Raw genomic sequence first — 15,000 nt, forward strand, 5'->3', positions numbered from 1 at the left:
TGAATGTCAATCACCCTGCCGCAACTGGCCGCGATCTCCGGTATAGCCGCCTTCTACCTGATCACGACGTGCTGGCGAACCTACCGCCCGCAGCACGCCGGAGGCGGTGAGGGAGCGCTGACCGTCTGGCAGCTGATCGCGCAGGTTGAAGCAGAACGTCAGAAACGCGAACGAGTCGGCCGCCACCGCCTCCGAGAACCAGCTGACACCACACCGGTAATCCCACTGTCCACACCAGACCCGTCCCCGCCTCCGCCGGAACTCCAGCGAAGAGTTCTGGACGCCCTCAGGCGCCTCTGACCCCGAACCCCGGGCCGTGCGGCTGACGCCCTCCCGCGGCGTCCCCGGCCCCTGCGGGCCGGTCGGTGCGTCACCCCTCCCCACGCACCGACCGGCCATCCCAGCGATCGCGGCCGGCCCGGACCGGTGCGGGTGAACGGCACCCTCGACCGGTCGGACAAGGGTGCCGTTCACTCATCCGATCACTCTCACGCGGTCGGGACCTTGTCCAGGAAACCGTGCACGTTCCGGATCCGGCCGTCGTCATCGAGCACCACCACATCGAAGCCCACCACCACGGCCTCGCCGCCCGCGGGGCCGAGCTCCCAGGTGAAGCGGGCGATGTCGTGGTGCGCGTCGAACAGCTCTCCCGCCCGGAACGCGAAGTCCGGGAACTGGGCCTGCACCGCCGCGATCGTGGCGTCGACCGCCTCCCGGCCCCGCGCGTCCGCCAGCGGGTCGGTGTAGGTGCCCTCCGGCGCCCACAACTCGTCCACCAGCGCGCGGCGCTTGTCGGCGTCCCGCTCGTTCCAGGCGGCGAGGTAGCGGTCCAGCAACCGGTCGAAGCTCATCGTGCTCCCCTTCGTGGCTGAGCGGGAGTTCCGCTCGTCTTTCGTTGGTGAGCACCAGCCTGCTGCGCGCCGGTCATCCCGTCGATTACGTCGGAGGTAATGGTCCGGCCGACTAGGGTCGAGATGTGACCACGGTGGAACCGCGCCCGGTGGGGGCGCTGCTGCGGGAGTGGCGGCAGCGGCGCAGGCTCAGCCAGCTCCAGCTCTCCATCGACGCCGACATCTCGACCCGGCACCTCAGCTTCGTCGAAACCGGCCGGTCCAAGCCGACCAAGGAGATGATCCTGCGGCTCAGCGAACACCTGGACGTGCCGCTGCGCGAACGCAATCAGCTCCTGCTGGCCGGCGGCTATGCCCCGGCGTATCCGGCGAGCGGACTCGACGCGCCCGAACTGGGAGCGGTGCGCGCGGCCCTGCGCCAGGTGCTGGCGGGGCACGAACCGCACCCGGCGCTGGTGGTGGACCGGGCGTGGCGGCTCGTCGACAGCAACGCCAGTATCCGGCTGTTCCTCGAGGAAGTGGCTCCGGACCTGCTGGAACCGCCGGTGAACGTGCTGCGTCTGAGCCTGCATCCGCGCGGCATGGCGCCGAACATCGCCAACCTCGGCGAGTGGCGGGCGCACATCCTCGGCAGGCTCCGTCGGCAGGCGGCCGCAACAGCCGACCCGGAACTGGCCGAACTCCTCGCGGAGCTCCGTGACTATCCGTGCGACCAGCCGGAACCGGAGGTCGAACTGCCGGGCGCGAGCGACGTGGTTGTCCCGCTACGCTTCCGCCACCGTGGCCGGGAACTCGCTTTCCTGAGCATGACGGCGGTTTTCGGCACCCCGCTGGACGTCACGGTCGCGGAACTGGCGATCGAGTCCTTCTTCCCCGCGGATCAGACCACAGTGGACACCCTCCGAGACCGAACCGGTGAACCCAGCTCCTGACTCACAAGCCCACCGCAGGGGGGATTCCCAGATTCGCTTGAACTTGGGAACTTCCTCCTTCCCAAGCACCCCGCCCCCAGACACCCCCGGGTCCCCAAAAGCCCCGAATTGAGGCAAATTCGGAAGCACCGAGGCGGGGAGGCTCCCAACTTCAGGCAAAGTTGGGGGTTCTGCGTGGGGTGGGATCGGGTGTTTGTGTTGGGGTGCGTAGTGCTCGGAAGTGTGGGCCGGAGCCGAGGCGTCGGGTGGGTTTACATTGGGGTTTCGTCGGCGATTGTTGAGATGAAGGCGCTGGAGTCCTTGGGGCTCAACGCCCGGGTGCACACCTGCTCGAACGCCCGCAGGTACTCGGCGGTGTCGGCAGCCTTGTCCAGGAACCGGGAGTTCGCCGAGTCGCCCAGGTGCACCACCTGCGGGTCGGTGTCGTCCGGGAACGAGAACACCGCGATCCGGTCGCCCATCAGCGGATGCCCACCCGCCCGGAACGGCAGCACCTGGATCGTCACGTTGCGCCGGTACCCCAGCAGCACCAGGTGCTCCAACTGCTGGCGCATCACCCCCGGCCCGCCGACGGCGCGCCGCAGCGCCGACTCGTCGAGCACGGCCCACAGCTCCAGCGGGGCCTCGCCCACCAACCGTTGCTGCCGGGTGGACAGGACGGTCAGCCGCTCCCGCAGCTCGTCCTCGCCGTAGCTGCGGGCGTCGGCGGTCAGCAGCGCCCGGCTGTAGTCGGCGGTCTGCAGCAGCTCCGGCAGCGGGTCCGCCCCGTAGCAGCTGACCGCCTTCGCCGAGGTCTCCAGGCCGAGGTAGGTCTGCAGGCCGGGCCGCTGCGCGGTGCTCGGGTACTGCTGCCACCAGCCGCGCTGCTTGGAGTCCTGCGCCAGCTCCACGAGCACCGCGACCTGGTCGGCGGTGGCCCCGTAGAACTCCGCCATGAGCCGCACGTCCGAGGTGCGGACCGGCACCCGGCCCAGTTCGATCTGGCTGATCTTGCCCTGCGAGCAGTCCAGGTGGGCGGCGACCTCGCGGTGCGTGCGGCCCGCGGACTCGCGGAGGCGCCGCAACTCGCTGCCCAGTCGCCGACGGTGCACGGTCGGACTCTTACGCACCGCGCACCTCGCCGGAAGCGGTTCGGTACGTTCTCACCCGAGCGAGGATCGCACAACGCGATCGAGGCAGCGAGTATCGAAACCGGGTATTAATACGTCTGCCGCGAACTCGTGTGATCAGCTGGTCGGCATCTTCCCGGTGACGGTGAACACCACGCGGCGGGCCACCGAGACGGCGTGGTCGGCGAACCGCTCGTAGAACCGGCCCAGCAGCGTCACGTCCACGGCCGCGGCCACCCCGTGCGACCAGTTCGGGCTCATCATCACGGTGAACAGGTGCCGGTGGAGGTCGTCCATCTCGTCGTCGTCCTCCTCCATGCCCCGGGCCGAGTCCACGTCCTGGGTCTGGATGACGGAGCGGACCCGCCCGGCCAGCTTGACCGCGATGCGGCCCATCTCGGCGAAGTAGGGCTGCACGTCCGCGGGCAGCACCGCGCTCGGGTGGCGGCGGCGCGCGGCCTTGGCCACGTGCAGCGCCAGGTCGCCCATCCGTTCCAGGTCCTCGGCGGCGTGGATGGTGGAGATGACCGTGCGCAGGTCACCGGCCACCGGGGCCTGCAGCGCCAGCAGGCCGAAGGCGTGCTCCTCGGCACGCGCCCGCGCCTCGTCGACCTGCACGTCCTCCTCGATGACCTGCTCGGCGAGCTTCAGGTCGGCCTCCAGGAGGGCCTTGGTGGCCCGCTCCATGGCCCTGCCGACCATGGTCGACATCGAAGCGAGTTCGTCGGCCAGCTTGCCGAGCTGTTCCTGGAAGACCTCACGCATGCCAATCAGACTACTTCCGGGCGGAATCGGACAGAATGACCCGCGGTGAACCAGCGGTGAACGAACCATGATGAACCCGTTCCGGACCAGCCGGCAACCGCGGGTCAGCCGCAGATGTCGGTGCCCGCGTTGACCGTGGCCAGGTTGTCCGGGACGGTCGGCTGGCTCGGGTCCGACGGGGCTGGTTGGGACCTGAAACCGCTGGCGCCGAAGCCACCGGCTGCGCCACCGCTGGGCTGGCCGGCCTGCGAGCTGCCGGAGGTCACCGGGGCGCCGTCGATGATCGCCTGGAACAGCGCCTTGGCGTCGTCCTCCCGCAGCACCTCGTTGTGCCGCTCGTTGGCGTAGCCGGTGGTGGGCACGGTGACGAAGGTGACCCGGTTGGCGTCCAGGCCCTGCAGCTGTTGGCCGAGATCCATCAGCCGGTCGACGCCGATGTTCTCGCCGAAGGTGTTGGCGCTGACGGCGCGGACGAACTCGCTCAGCTTGCCCGGGTCCAGCAGCACCTGGCTGGACATCGCCTTGCGCAGCAGCGCGGACAGGAACAGCTGCTGGCGCTGCATGCGGCCGTAGTCCGAGGTCGGGTCGCCCTGGACGTGCCGGGCGCGCACGTAGTTCAGCGCCTGCTCACCGGTCAGGGTGTGCCGACCCGCCTCCGGGATGACGGTGCCCAGGACGTCGTCGATGATCGGCTTCTGGGTGCAGACCTCCACGCCGTGCACCGCGTCGACCATGGACCTGAAGCCCTGGAAGTCGATGCCGAGGAAGCTGTCCACCCGCAGGCCGGAGATCTGTTGGATGACCTTGGTGGTGCACAGCGGGCCACCGGTCGCGTACGCCTCGTTGAGCTTGGCGTGCTTGCGCGCGGGCAGCTGCTCGCCGGTGTACTCGCCGGTCTTGGAGTCCCAGCGCTCGCACGGCGGGAGGTCGACCTCCAGGTCCCGCGGGAACGAGACCAGCACGACGCGGCTGCGGTCAGCCGGGATGTGCGCGATGATCGTGGTGTCCGAGCGGGCGCCCGGCTCGTCCTCCTCGGAGCCGACCCCGTCGGCGGCGGTCGCTCCGGCCCGGGTGTCCGAGCCGACCAGCAGGAAGTTCTGGTCACCGGTCTGCTTGGCGACGTCCTTGATCGACTTTGAGTTCGGGTCCAGGGCGGCGATCGACGGCGGGCCGAAGAACGCGGTGGCGCCCCAGGCGATACCGAGGGTCAGGAACACGGTCAGCGAAGCCGCCATCGCCAGCGCCATCATGATGATGTTGGTGCGGCGCTTGCGCTGCTTCTTCTTCCACTCCATCCGCGACTGGCCGTCGCGACCCTCGACGAAGTCGAACGGCATGTCGGTGCCGAGCTCGGGTTCCTTGCGCTTGCCGAGCAGCCACGCGTACTTCTTGCGCCGGGCCGCTTCCTCGGCGGCGATCTCGTCGTGCACCGCGGAGAACCGGGCGAGCGTGGCGTCGATCTGCCTGATCTCGGCCGCGCGATCGTCGTCGGCGTCCTCGTCGAGGTCGTCCGGATCGTCGTTCAGCTCGTCGTCGAGATCGTCGAGTTCGTCGAGGTCATCGCGCTCGTCGAGCTCGTCCTCGGCCACGTCCGCCGCCTTGACGATGGCGGTCTCCTCGACGTCGGAGACCGGCGGCGGCACCGGCTTGGCGACGGTGGTCCTGTCGCTGTGCTGCAGGCGGTTGACCACGGAGGTCTTCTCCGCCTGCGGGGCGCGGACGGGCGCGTGGCGGGTGGTCGCTTCCAGGTCGTCGTCGACCGGCGGCACCGGGCGGGCCGGGCGCGGTGCGCGCCGCGGCGGAGCGGCCGCGTCACCCGAGAGGGCCTGCGTGATGCGCGTCGGCTCGGCGGCCGGGGATTCCTGCGGCACGCCGTTGCCGGCGGGCGGCTCGTGCCGGGCGCCGTTGCGGGCAGCGTCCGGAGGAAGGCCGACGAAGGCCGTGGGCGGCTCCGCGGGAGCGCCGTGGCGGCCTGATTCCCGCGGCACGCCGGTGCGGGCGGCAGCACCACCGGCGAACGCGGCAGCAGCGCCGCCGGGTGTGGGGCGCGGGCGGTTCGCGGGGCCGTCGGCGGGGCGGCGCCTCCGGGCGTGGGGCGCGGGCTCACCTGCGAGTGCCTGGGGCGCGCGGGAGCCGTTCGCGGGCGGCGCCCAGCCGTTCGGCGGCGTACCCGGGCGGCTGGGCGGAGCGGGCCGGGAGCGGCGCGGCGAGGCGTCCGGCGCGGTCCAGCGTTGCTCGGGACGCTCGACCGGCTCGGGCCGCTCGTGGGCCGGGGTGGCCTGCGGAGACCTCGCGCCGTGGCGCGGCTTGGCCGCGTGCGGCTGCGAAAGTTCTGGTTCGGCGGCGCGGCGGCGGGTCGTGCCGCCGGGCACCTTGCCGTGCTTGGAGAGCAGGTCTATGACCCGGGTACCGCCGGTGCCGTCTTCGCTGAGGGCGCGGCGGCGGCGTCCGGTCGGAGCTGGGCTGTTGCCGTTCGCGGGGGCGTCCTGCTCCAGGTGGGAACGCCGGTGCCCGAATTCGCCATGCCGGGGGTCTTGCGGCACGCGTTTTCCCTCCCACCTGCGTTAGCCAAACGGTCTGCGAACAACGCCGTCGCGCTCGATACCCCCCGACATGTATCGGTCGACGCCTTCGAGATAGTACGGCCGATCGCCCGAACTGACGATAGTGCCGACAATTTCTTCACAATCAGTGCACGATCCTACCCGCTGTCTCGTCCAATGCGCCCAACTGTGCTAGGCCGCCTGACCGGCGAAAAGAAACCCGATTGCACCCAGTGCTTTCGCATGATCGCAATCAGTAACCGGAGGCTCTTCGTGGCGCCGCCCGGCGCCCCGCCGCCATCCCAGCCAACCGGACCTCGCTGCCGACCCGGTAGGCGACCGCGTTGCGGCCCGCCTGCTTCGCGGCGTACAGCAGCGCGTCCGCGCTGATCAACTGCTGCTCGGCCGACACCGGCGCGGAGTCGGCCGCGCGGTGCTCGTGGGCCAGCCCGATGCTGATCGTCACCCGCAACCCCGGAGCCATCTGCGGCCACGGGAACCGCTCCACCCGGAGGCGTGCGGTCTCACACACCTGGACCGCGGCGGCCGGATCGATGCCGGGCAGCACCAGGACGAACTCCTCGCCGCCGTAGCGGGCGCAGAACGCGCCGGTCGGCAGCGACTCCTGCAGCAGGTCGACGACCCGCTGCAGCACCCGGTCCCCGAGCAGGTGCCCGTACGTGTCGTTGACCTGCTTGAACCAGTCAAGGTCCACCAGGGCGACGGCCAGTCCGCCATCGGTCCCGGCGTGGTCGGTGAGCAGAGCGGCCAGTCGTTCGTCGAGGTAGCGGCGGTTGTAGCTGGCGGTCAGGCTGTCCCGCAGGCTCTGCTCGCGCGCCTCGGCGTGCTCCCGGCGCAGCCGGTTCACCTCGTGCCGGAGCTGCTCGGGAACCTTCGGTGCGTCCGCTGTGGACATCAGGTCCAGCGCGGAGCGCAGGTGGTGGTATGCCTGCCGCCACTGGCCCCGGGAGGCCAGCAGGTTGGCGATCGACTCGTGCAGCTCCGCCATCCCGCTGCCGTTGGCCAGGTCCTGGCGGGTGCGCCGACCGGGAGGTAGCGCGGTGGTCGCGTCGTCGTCACGCAGAGGCTCCGGCCCGGCGAAACCGTTGCGCAGTCCGGTCATCGCACTCACCTCCCGTCCGTGGTGTCGTCGGCTGGGACGGATCGCTTGAGCTGGTCTGACTCGCACGACGCCCCAATTCGCTCATCCGGCTGACCATGGCGTGGTCTGATCTAACGAGCCCCGCTCGAATCATCAGCTGCCTAGGAGTGTGTACCGGGCAGAGGGGCGGATGTGGAAGCGAAACGGATCGGACCCACCCGCACGGACGAGCAAACCAGTGTGTGTTTTCTATCACCACACCGCAACTTCATCGGCACCCACCTGGTTTCCTGTTACCGGCGTTTGATCACGCAATCAATCACCCGTCGGACAGGGCGCGAAAGCGCGCATTCGGCCGTCCAACAACACGAGGTGTTGCGAACCGATCTGATGACCGGTGATGCTTCCCGCCGTTCGGGTGGTGACCTCCACACCAATGATCCAGATTTCCCCACGGGGCGTCACCCCGTCCGGTGCGTAGGCCGGGTCTGGGCGCAGCGTCGAATACGCCGGATCGAGTTCGACGGTGGTGTCGCCGAGCGCGCAGGTGTGGTCCGCGAAATCCGGGTGCTGGGTGCGGTCGAAGAACTCCTGCTGCGCCTGCGGGCCCTGCCGGGCCGCCGCGTTGTTCTCGGCGAAGTACTGCCGGGCCAGCCGCAGCGGCTGGGGTTCGGGTGGCCGCGCGGCACACCCGGCCGCGACGAGCAGTGTCGCAACGCCCGCGACGGCGAGGTTCCGACGGCGGTTTCGCGCTCGCCCAGCGGATCCCGACACCGGTTCAGCCGCCGCTGTGATCGACTTCCGCCTCGGCGGGCACCGTGAGGTCGTCCGGGTCGTCCAGCCAGCCGTCCGGCAGCACGACCCTGCCGGGTGAGCCCTGGCGGCCGCGCGGGCCTTCGGCATCGGCGGGGAACGGCACGTCCGGGTCGAGCTCGCCGAGCAGGTCGTCGAGCTCCGCGAGGCTGGACACCAGCCCGAAGCGGTGCCGCAGCTCGGAGCCGACCGGGAAGCCGCGCAGGTACTGCGCCATGTGCTTGCGCAGGTCGCGCAGGCCCTTCTCCTCACCCATGTGGTCGGCCAGCAGCTCGGCGTGCCGCCGCAGCACGGCGGCGACCTCACCGAGCTTCGGCCCCGGCGGGATCGGTTCGCCGGCGAACGCGGCCTGCAGATCGCGGAACAGCCAGGGCCGCCCCAGGCACCCGCGGCCGACCACGACGCCGTCGCACCCGGTCTCGGCCATCATCCGCAGCGCGTCCTCGGCGCTGAAGATGTCGCCGTTGCCGAGCACCGGAATGGTGCGCACGTGCTCCTTGAGACGGGCGATGGCCGACCAGTCAGCCGCGCCGGAGTAGCGCTGGGCCGCGGTCCGCCCGTGCAGGGCAACGGCCGCGGCGCCGTTCTCCTCGGCGAGCCGCCCGGCGTCGAGGTAGGTGATGTGGTCGTCGTCGATGCCGATGCGGAACTTCACCGTCACCGGGATTCCGGCCGGTTCGGCGGCGCGCACCGCGGCGCGGACGATCTCGGCGAACAGCCGCCGCTTGTACGGCAGGGCCGAGCCGCCGCCCTTGCGGGTGACCTTCGGCACGGGGCAGCCGAAGTTCATGTCCACGTGGTCGGCGAGGCCCTCGTCGACGATCATCTGCACGGCCTTGCCCATGGTGATCGGGTCGACACCGTAGAGCTGCATGGACCGGGGGTGCTCGTCGGGCGCGAAGGTGATCATCTCGAGCGTCTTGGGGTGTCGCTCGACCAGCGCCCGGCTGGTGATCATCTCGCACACGTAGAGCCCAGCACCGTACTCGCGGCACAGCCGCCGGAACGCGACGTTGGTGATCCCGGCCATCGGCGCGAGCACCACCGGCGGATCGACCTCGTACGGGCCGATCCGCAGCGCGGGCTTCGCCTGGGTCGTGGCTTGCACGCCCCCATTGTCCCTGGCGGGCGGACGTCACCCGCGCCCGCCCGGGTCGTCAGAACTCGGCGTTGAGGCAGGCGAGGCGGCTGCCGGCGGTGCCCGCCTTGCCCGGCTCGGTGTGGGTGTGCGTTTCGTGGATCACCACGGACCTGGCGTCCTGCCGGGTGTCGAAGGACCAGGTGCCCTCGGCCGTGGCGGATCCGTTGCCCTGGGCGTCGGTGTGGAAGTCCAGCCACACCTCGTTCTGCGGGTTGGCGTAGGCCGGGTCGACCGACGGAGTGACCGGGTCGATCCGCTCCTGGAAGTGCGGGCCCGCATCCTCGCCGGTCGGGCCGCACGGCTTGGTGTGCACGTGCGCCCCGTAGTCGCGGTTGGGCTGCAGGCCCCGGACCTCGAAGGTCAGCTTCGTGCGCCCGTTGATGCGCTCGGACGTGACGCTGGCACCCGCGCCCGCCGGAACCTGCGCGGGATCGTAGGTGACCGCCTTGGCGCCTTCCTGGTACTGCTCGAAGTCCGCGCTGGTCTGGCGCGCCGATGCGGACTGGGTCTCACCCTGGGTGGCGGGGGCTCCGGCGGGCGGCGACTGGGGTGCCTGCTCGCCACCGCAACCGGCGACCAGCGCGCCGACCGCGCAGACGCCGACGATCGATCCGAGCAGTCGTTGGTGAGGCATGGATACCCATCCCCTTCGCTACCGTGTGCGGTTTGTCGACTGTGCCCGGTGATTCTCCGGTATCGAACCGCTTACTGCCCGTGCGGGTCGCCCGGTTCCGGACCCTGCCCGAGATCATCGCGCGGCTAGGTTGGCGGTATGGACCGGACGTGGTTGGTGGCGCTGGCGACGGCGATGTGGGGCACCGACGCACTGTGGCGGCAGCCGCTGGCCACGAGCCTGCCCTCGGCGAGCGTGGTGTTCTGGGAGCACGTGATCATCGTGGTGCTGCTCGCGCCGTTCCTGCCGCGTGCGTGGCGGGCGCTGCGAGCCTGCGGGTGGCGGGAGCGCGTGGCGATGGTTGTCATCGGCGTCGGCTCCTCGGCGTTGGCGACCACGCTGTTCACCACGGCGTTCAAGGTGGGCGACCCGGTGACGCCGCTGGTGCTGCAGAAGTTGCAGCCGGTCTTCGCGGCGGTCGCGGCGCTGGCGCTGCTACGCGAACGGCTGCACCGCCGGTACTTCGCCTTCGCGATCCCCGCGCTCCTCGGTGCCTGGTTGTTGGCTTTCGAGGACCCGCTGCACGTCGAGGTCGCGCAGCTCGTGCCCGCGCTGCTGGCGTTGGGCGCGGCGGCGTTGTGGGCCGCGGGCACGGTGCTCGGTCGACTGGTCAGCCGCCGCATCCCCGCCCGGGACGTCACCACACTCCGCTTCTCCATCGGCCTGCCCGCCGCGGCGGTCGTCCTGCTGGGCACCGGCTCACCGGTGGCGGTCGGCTGGCACAACGCGTTCGGGCTCGTGCTGCTCGCGGTGATCCCCGGGTTGCTGGCGCTGTGGCTGTACTACATCGGTCTGCGCACGACACCGGCCGCGCGTGCGACGCTGGCCGAGCTGTCGTTCCCGGCCACGGCGGCCCTCGTCGGGGTTCTCGTGCTGGGTGCGCAGCTGAGCGCGACCCAGTGGATCGGGTTCGTGGTGGTGGTGTCGATGGTGGCCGGTCTGGGCTGGCACGAGCGGGTCAGCAGGACGAAGCTCGTCGTCGCGCCGGAACCCGCCCGAGCCTGACCGTCACCAGGCGACGACGCCCTGGGGGGAGGGCTGCTTGAGCGCCTCGACCGGCGGCGTGAACCGCTGGGAGTCGACGGAGCTCGCACCGTAGCCGCCACCGTAGGCGAGGATGGCTTTCTGGCCGGGGGCGATGCCCTGCAGCTGCGTGGTCGGCGCCTGCGGGGCGGGAATGGTGGTCGACTCGGTGCCCGGCCCGCAGCCGGTGAGGAGGACAGCGCCGACGGCGAGCCCGGCGAACGCGGCGGTGGTCTGGAACTTCTTGATGCGCATGGTGTTTCCCAACGGCCCCGAATGCTTGCGACGTACGCCCTGGAGACGCGTCGGCGCCACGGTGGTTGCACCACCGCCCCAACAAGATCGTCGGCGAACCCTGGCCCACCCCGCTGACCACGGCGCGAGCGATGTGACGATCATCGGCGTAACACCGGACACCGCGGCCGCACAAGATCACCCGGACCTTGTAACCTTGGCACGCGGGGCGTTAGCTCAACTGGCAGAGCAGCGGACTTTTAATCCGCGGGTTCAGGGTTCGATCCCCTGGCGCCCCACCAAAACCCCAGGTCACAGACCTGGGGTTTCACGTTGGTGGAGGCCGGGCCACACCTTTCCCACACAAAACGCTCACGGGCTCGTCAGCGCGGTCTCCAGGGCGGCTGCCGTCCGCCGGCTCACTGCCTTCCGGCCCATGTACACATCCTGCGTCATCGACGGGCGGGAGTGCCCGAGTTGATCAGCGAGCACGCGGGCGGTCAGCCCTGCCTCGTCGAGGATGGTCGCGGCTCTCTTGCGGAACACGTGCGACGTGACCCAGGCGAAGCCATCACTACCACGCGTCTCGCGCAGGACGCGGCGTGTGTTCGATGGGTCTCGGAGACCTCCGAGGGTGTCCGGGAAGATCGGACCGGTGGCAGGGCGACCCGCTTCTTCGTGCCGTCGGCGAAGCATCTCCACTGCCCAGGAGCACAGGGGAAGGGTGCGCTCGCCGTACTCAGTCTTGGTCGACTTCCGGATCAACCCCCTGCCCTTGACTCGCACCACCGTGTGGTCGACGGCCACGAGACCGTCCTCGAGATCAACTTCTGACCAGTCCACAGCCAGCGCTTCGCCGATCCGGACACCGGTCGCCAGCATGAAGCGAGAGAGGTCGGGCAAGTCCCAGCGGACCGCCTTCGGATCGGACTCCAGCTGATCAAGCCACTGGACACGTTCATCGAGCGTGAGCGCGCGAGTGCGTTCTCGCCTTCGCCGCTTCTCCAGCCGAGATGTCTGACGGAACGGGTTGAACTCCAGTGCGCCGTGTGTGACGGCATAGTTCATCACACCGGAGGCCACCGATCGGGCTGTCTTGGTCACCGCCAGGCCCTTGTTCGTCCGAAGTGTCTGAAGGAATGCCTCAGCAGTGGGGACACTGACCTCTTGGCCAACCCGCAGCTCACCCAGAGCAGGCAGAACGTGGAGCTTCAGGTTGCTCTCGTACTGCTCCAACGTGCTCGGAGAGCGCGTACCCGCGTCGACCTTCTTCCGGACCTCTTCGATCCAGAGTTCGGCCACCTCGCGGAACCGCGTGCCAGGCTTGATCGACGTGCCAACGCGGGCCTTGCTGCGCTCCGTGATCGCCTGCTTCAGGTTGCGTTCGGCAGCGGCCTTTGTGCGTCCTGAACGCTCGACTGTCCTGGTCACGCCGTCGAAGTCTCGAAACTTCGTGGTTGCTCGCCAGCCCGACGCAGTCTCGTAAAGGCGAACCTTGCCGTAGGTGCCGATCGGCAACGGCGGACGAGGCATCAGGCACCCACCTCCAGCGACTCGAACCAGGACTCGACGTCCTCGGGCTTGTAACGGACGTACTTGCCGACACGCCGGCCAGGAGGCCCGTATCCGGAGCTGCGCCAGTGGTAGAGCGTGCCGACCGGGACGCCGAGGTAGGCCGAGACGTCGTGGATGCTCCAGAGGTTGCGGATCATGGTCAGTGGCTCCTTTCTGTGGCGTAGTGGTGTCGGCGTGCGTGCCGGGTGGCCTCGGCGATGGCGGCGGCGAGTTCGCGTTCTTCGTCGCTGCGGTGGCCGACGCTGGTCATGTCCCAGTGGTTGATCACGGTGACGGTGTCGGCGGTGACGCCGAGGTCGGTGAGTTTCTGCTCGAAGCGCCAGGTCTGCCGGTCCTCGCGGAGCTGCTTGAAGGTGTAGTAGGCGCGGGACTTGGACAGGAAGTGCCCGCGGAAGGCGAGCATGTGGCACCAGCGCCGGAGGTTGAGCTCGGCGAGGGGCCCGGGAATCTGGCCGCCGTTGCCGCAGGTGGCGCAGTGGTCGATCTCTGAGCAGGGGCAGCCGTCGGGCTGGTGGGGGCCGTGGGGGTGGCAGTCCGGGCAGGTGGCCGGCGCTCCGAGGTCCCACGCGGTGCGCATGATCTGCTTGTGGTGTTCGGTGGTGGCCAGGCGCTCGATCTGGGCGCGGGAGCGGATCGGGCGGTCGGCGGCCTCGGACTTGCCGGTGCCCTTGGTGGCGTACTTGGCCACGTACGAGGCGATCCGGTCATCGCTGATGACCCCGTTCTCGTCCTCGACGTGGTGTGCCTCGGTGGGGCGGATGGGACGGATGTCGATCTGCTCGCCCCAGGTGAGCTCGAGTGCCTGGCCGTCGCCGAACACCGGGGTGGTGACCGTGGTGGCGGCGTGGGCGGTGCGCACGGCCTCGGCCAGCAGCTCGGTGCTGCCCCACGACGGGGTGGCATCGCCGGGACCGTCGGGGCCGTCGAGGCGGATCACCGCGTGGAAGTGAATGGTGCCCCGCTTCTGGAACTCGGCGACCTTGGCATACGACAACCGGGCGTGGTCGTTGAGTTCGCGGACGGTGAGCCCGGCCGCTCGGGCCAGCTGACGCCGCAGCTTGGTGGTGAAGACATTCCAAAGCTTGCCGGAGTGGGCCTGCCACAGCACGTGTCCGGTGTAGTCGTAGGACTCGGGGTCGATGGGCTGGCCGATCAGCGGGTCGCGTTCATGGTGGTAGGCCCCGCAGCGGCACGGCGCGAGCTTGCCGGAGGCCGTGGTGCGGCGGTTGTGCACCGGCCCGAACGACGGTGCGGTCAGGGTGACGAACAACCGCGGCTTCTCCGCCACGCTGACCGGGATGCCCTTCGACCCGCCGGCCAGGCCCGCGCGCATGAGGTGGAAGGCGTCGGCGGCGTAGCGGTCGGAGCAGGCCGGGCACACCGATTCGCGCCGGTTACCGCACGGGGAGAGGATGTGCCCGCTGATCTGGGCTGGGCGGCCGTCGGGCCGGATGAGGACCTGGCCGGTGGCCTTGTCGGTGATCTGCCACGTCCCGGACAACCGGACCGGGTGCAGGCAGCCGTAGACGCTCTGGACCTTCGCGCGCCAGTCGCGGTAGTCGGGTGCCTGGATGCGCCGCGTGAGGCGGTCGACGTCCGGCAGCGTGGGCAACACCATCGGCTGACCTCCAACGGGGACGGAGCCCGGCGGGCATCACCACCAGGCCTCTCCCCGGCCGGTCATGCCCGCCGAGCTGAGGTGTGCAGTGCCTTGTTCAGTTGTGCCGCAACGGCTTTCAGGCGAAGCTGTGTCCGTTGTGGATGCGGATCTCCGCTGCGATCTTTTCCGCCATCGGCTCCGGGACCTTCGCGGCCGCGCGGACATCGGCGGCGGTGAACTCCCGGCCCTCACGGCTGGCGTGGGAGTAGGCAGCGCGGATCTTCTCCGCCAGCGAACCCGGCAGCATCTTCAGTGCCCGAGCCGGGACCTCGATGCCGTCCTCCGGTATCGACGGCGCAGGTAGCGACGGCTCCATCGCGACCGGTGCCGCAGACTCCGGGACCGGCTCGGGTGCCGGGTCTGGAGTGGCCGGCCTGGCCGCGGACTGCTCGTCGGCGGCCGCGTGGTCGGCTGCGGCGTAGATGTCGAGCATGATCTCGCGTCGCCGGGCCTGGATGACCGGGATGACCTCGGCGATGCCGTAGACGATCACCGGGATGATGGCGTGCACCGCCGCCGAACCCGGGTTGAACGTCTCCCACTGCCCGCGGATCAGCGGCATAACTTGCGGGATGACGT

The 15,000-nt window shown here is 70.0% G+C and carries 15 protein-coding genes, 1 tRNA gene and 1 pseudogene; 3 read left to right on the forward strand and 14 right to left on the reverse strand.

Translation table 11 applies throughout. The features are described 5' to 3' along the window. Positions 1–6 precede the first annotated feature (6 nt). Both IEY17_RS23795 and IEY17_RS23800 read right to left on the reverse strand, forming a co-directional pair. Positions 7–186 (reverse strand): hypothetical protein, encoded by a 180-nt coding sequence (locus tag IEY17_RS23795; protein WP_188991491.1) that lies wholly within the window; start codon positions 184–186, stop codon positions 7–9. A 302-nt stretch (positions 187–488) separates the two neighbouring features. Next, entirely contained in the window at positions 489–851 is a 363-nt protein-coding gene (locus tag IEY17_RS23800) for a nuclear transport factor 2 family protein (RefSeq protein ID WP_188991493.1), read from the reverse strand. 125 nt (positions 852–976) lie between these two features. Between IEY17_RS23800 and IEY17_RS23805 the strand changes: the two genes are divergently transcribed. Beyond that, positions 977–1,783, forward strand: coding sequence for a helix-turn-helix domain-containing protein (locus IEY17_RS23805; protein ID WP_229680550.1), 807 nt, complete (start codon positions 977–979; stop codon positions 1,781–1,783). 251 nt (positions 1,784–2,034) lie between these two features. Here the strand turns inward: IEY17_RS23805 and IEY17_RS23810 are convergent, their stop codons facing one another. The 7 genes from IEY17_RS23810 to IEY17_RS23840 form a co-directional block, all read right to left on the reverse strand. After that, complete coding sequence (locus IEY17_RS23810) at positions 2,035–2,892, reverse strand: helix-turn-helix domain-containing protein (protein WP_229680552.1); 858 nt, start codon at positions 2,890–2,892, stop codon at positions 2,035–2,037. A 117-nt stretch (positions 2,893–3,009) separates the two neighbouring features. Continuing rightward, positions 3,010–3,657, reverse strand: a complete 648-nt coding sequence (phoU, locus tag IEY17_RS23815; protein WP_188991495.1) for a phosphate signaling complex protein PhoU — start codon at positions 3,655–3,657, stop codon at positions 3,010–3,012. Between the two features lie 104 nt (positions 3,658–3,761). Next, positions 3,762–6,200, reverse strand: coding sequence for an LCP family protein (locus tag IEY17_RS23820; RefSeq protein ID WP_229680554.1), 2,439 nt, complete (start codon positions 6,198–6,200; stop codon positions 3,762–3,764). 253 nt (positions 6,201–6,453) lie between these two features. Next, positions 6,454–7,323, reverse strand: coding sequence for a GGDEF domain-containing protein (locus tag IEY17_RS23825; protein ID WP_188991497.1), 870 nt, complete (start codon positions 7,321–7,323; stop codon positions 6,454–6,456). A 294-nt stretch (positions 7,324–7,617) separates the two neighbouring features. Further along, a complete protein-coding gene (locus IEY17_RS23830; RefSeq protein WP_229680556.1) occupies positions 7,618–8,076 on the reverse strand; it encodes a hypothetical protein in 459 nt (152 codons plus the stop codon). Between the two features lie 4 nt (positions 8,077–8,080). After that, the gene (dusB, locus tag IEY17_RS23835; protein WP_188991499.1) at positions 8,081–9,223 is read right to left on the reverse strand and encodes a tRNA dihydrouridine synthase DusB; all 1,143 of its coding nucleotides are present in this window, start codon (positions 9,221–9,223) and stop codon (positions 8,081–8,083) included. A 49-nt stretch (positions 9,224–9,272) separates the two neighbouring features. Next, a complete protein-coding gene (locus tag IEY17_RS23840) occupies positions 9,273–9,890 on the reverse strand; it encodes a superoxide dismutase family protein (protein WP_188991502.1) in 618 nt (205 codons plus the stop codon). Between the two features lie 138 nt (positions 9,891–10,028). Between IEY17_RS23840 and IEY17_RS23845 the strand changes: the two genes are divergently transcribed. Beyond that, a complete protein-coding gene (locus IEY17_RS23845; RefSeq protein WP_188991503.1) occupies positions 10,029–10,934 on the forward strand; it encodes a DMT family transporter in 906 nt (301 codons plus the stop codon). Between the two features lie 3 nt (positions 10,935–10,937). Here IEY17_RS23845 and IEY17_RS23850 read toward each other — a convergent pair whose 3' ends face one another. Next, the gene (locus tag IEY17_RS23850) at positions 10,938–11,207 is read right to left on the reverse strand and encodes a hypothetical protein (RefSeq protein WP_188991505.1); all 270 of its coding nucleotides are present in this window, start codon (positions 11,205–11,207) and stop codon (positions 10,938–10,940) included. A 205-nt stretch (positions 11,208–11,412) separates the two neighbouring features. Between IEY17_RS23850 and IEY17_RS23855 the strand changes: the two genes are divergently transcribed. Continuing rightward, a tRNA-Lys gene (locus tag IEY17_RS23855) sits at positions 11,413–11,488 on the forward strand. Positions 11,489–11,558: 70 nt separating this feature from the next. Here the strand turns inward: IEY17_RS23855 and IEY17_RS23860 are convergent. The 4 genes and pseudogenes from IEY17_RS23860 to IEY17_RS23875 form a co-directional block, all read right to left on the reverse strand. Beyond that, positions 11,559–12,719, reverse strand: coding sequence for a tyrosine-type recombinase/integrase (locus IEY17_RS23860; RefSeq protein ID WP_188991507.1), 1,161 nt, complete (start codon positions 12,717–12,719; stop codon positions 11,559–11,561). Beyond that, complete coding sequence (locus IEY17_RS23865; protein ID WP_188991508.1) at positions 12,719–12,898, reverse strand: helix-turn-helix transcriptional regulator; 180 nt, start codon at positions 12,896–12,898, stop codon at positions 12,719–12,721. Before IEY17_RS23865 ends, IEY17_RS23860 begins: the two co-directional genes overlap by 1 nt. Before the next feature lie 2 nt (positions 12,899–12,900). After that, positions 12,901–14,379: a replication initiator gene (locus IEY17_RS23870; RefSeq protein WP_188991510.1), complete on the reverse strand. Its 1,479-nt coding sequence runs from the start codon at positions 14,377–14,379 to the stop codon at positions 12,901–12,903. Between the two features lie 118 nt (positions 14,380–14,497). Beyond that, positions 14,498–15,000 (reverse strand): annotated as a pseudogene (locus IEY17_RS23875) (hypothetical protein); the annotation flags it as partial.

The sequence above is a fragment of the Saccharopolyspora thermophila genome (assembly GCF_014646075.1).
GTDB classification, from domain to species: domain Bacteria; phylum Actinomycetota; class Actinomycetes; order Mycobacteriales; family Pseudonocardiaceae; genus Saccharopolyspora; species Saccharopolyspora thermophila.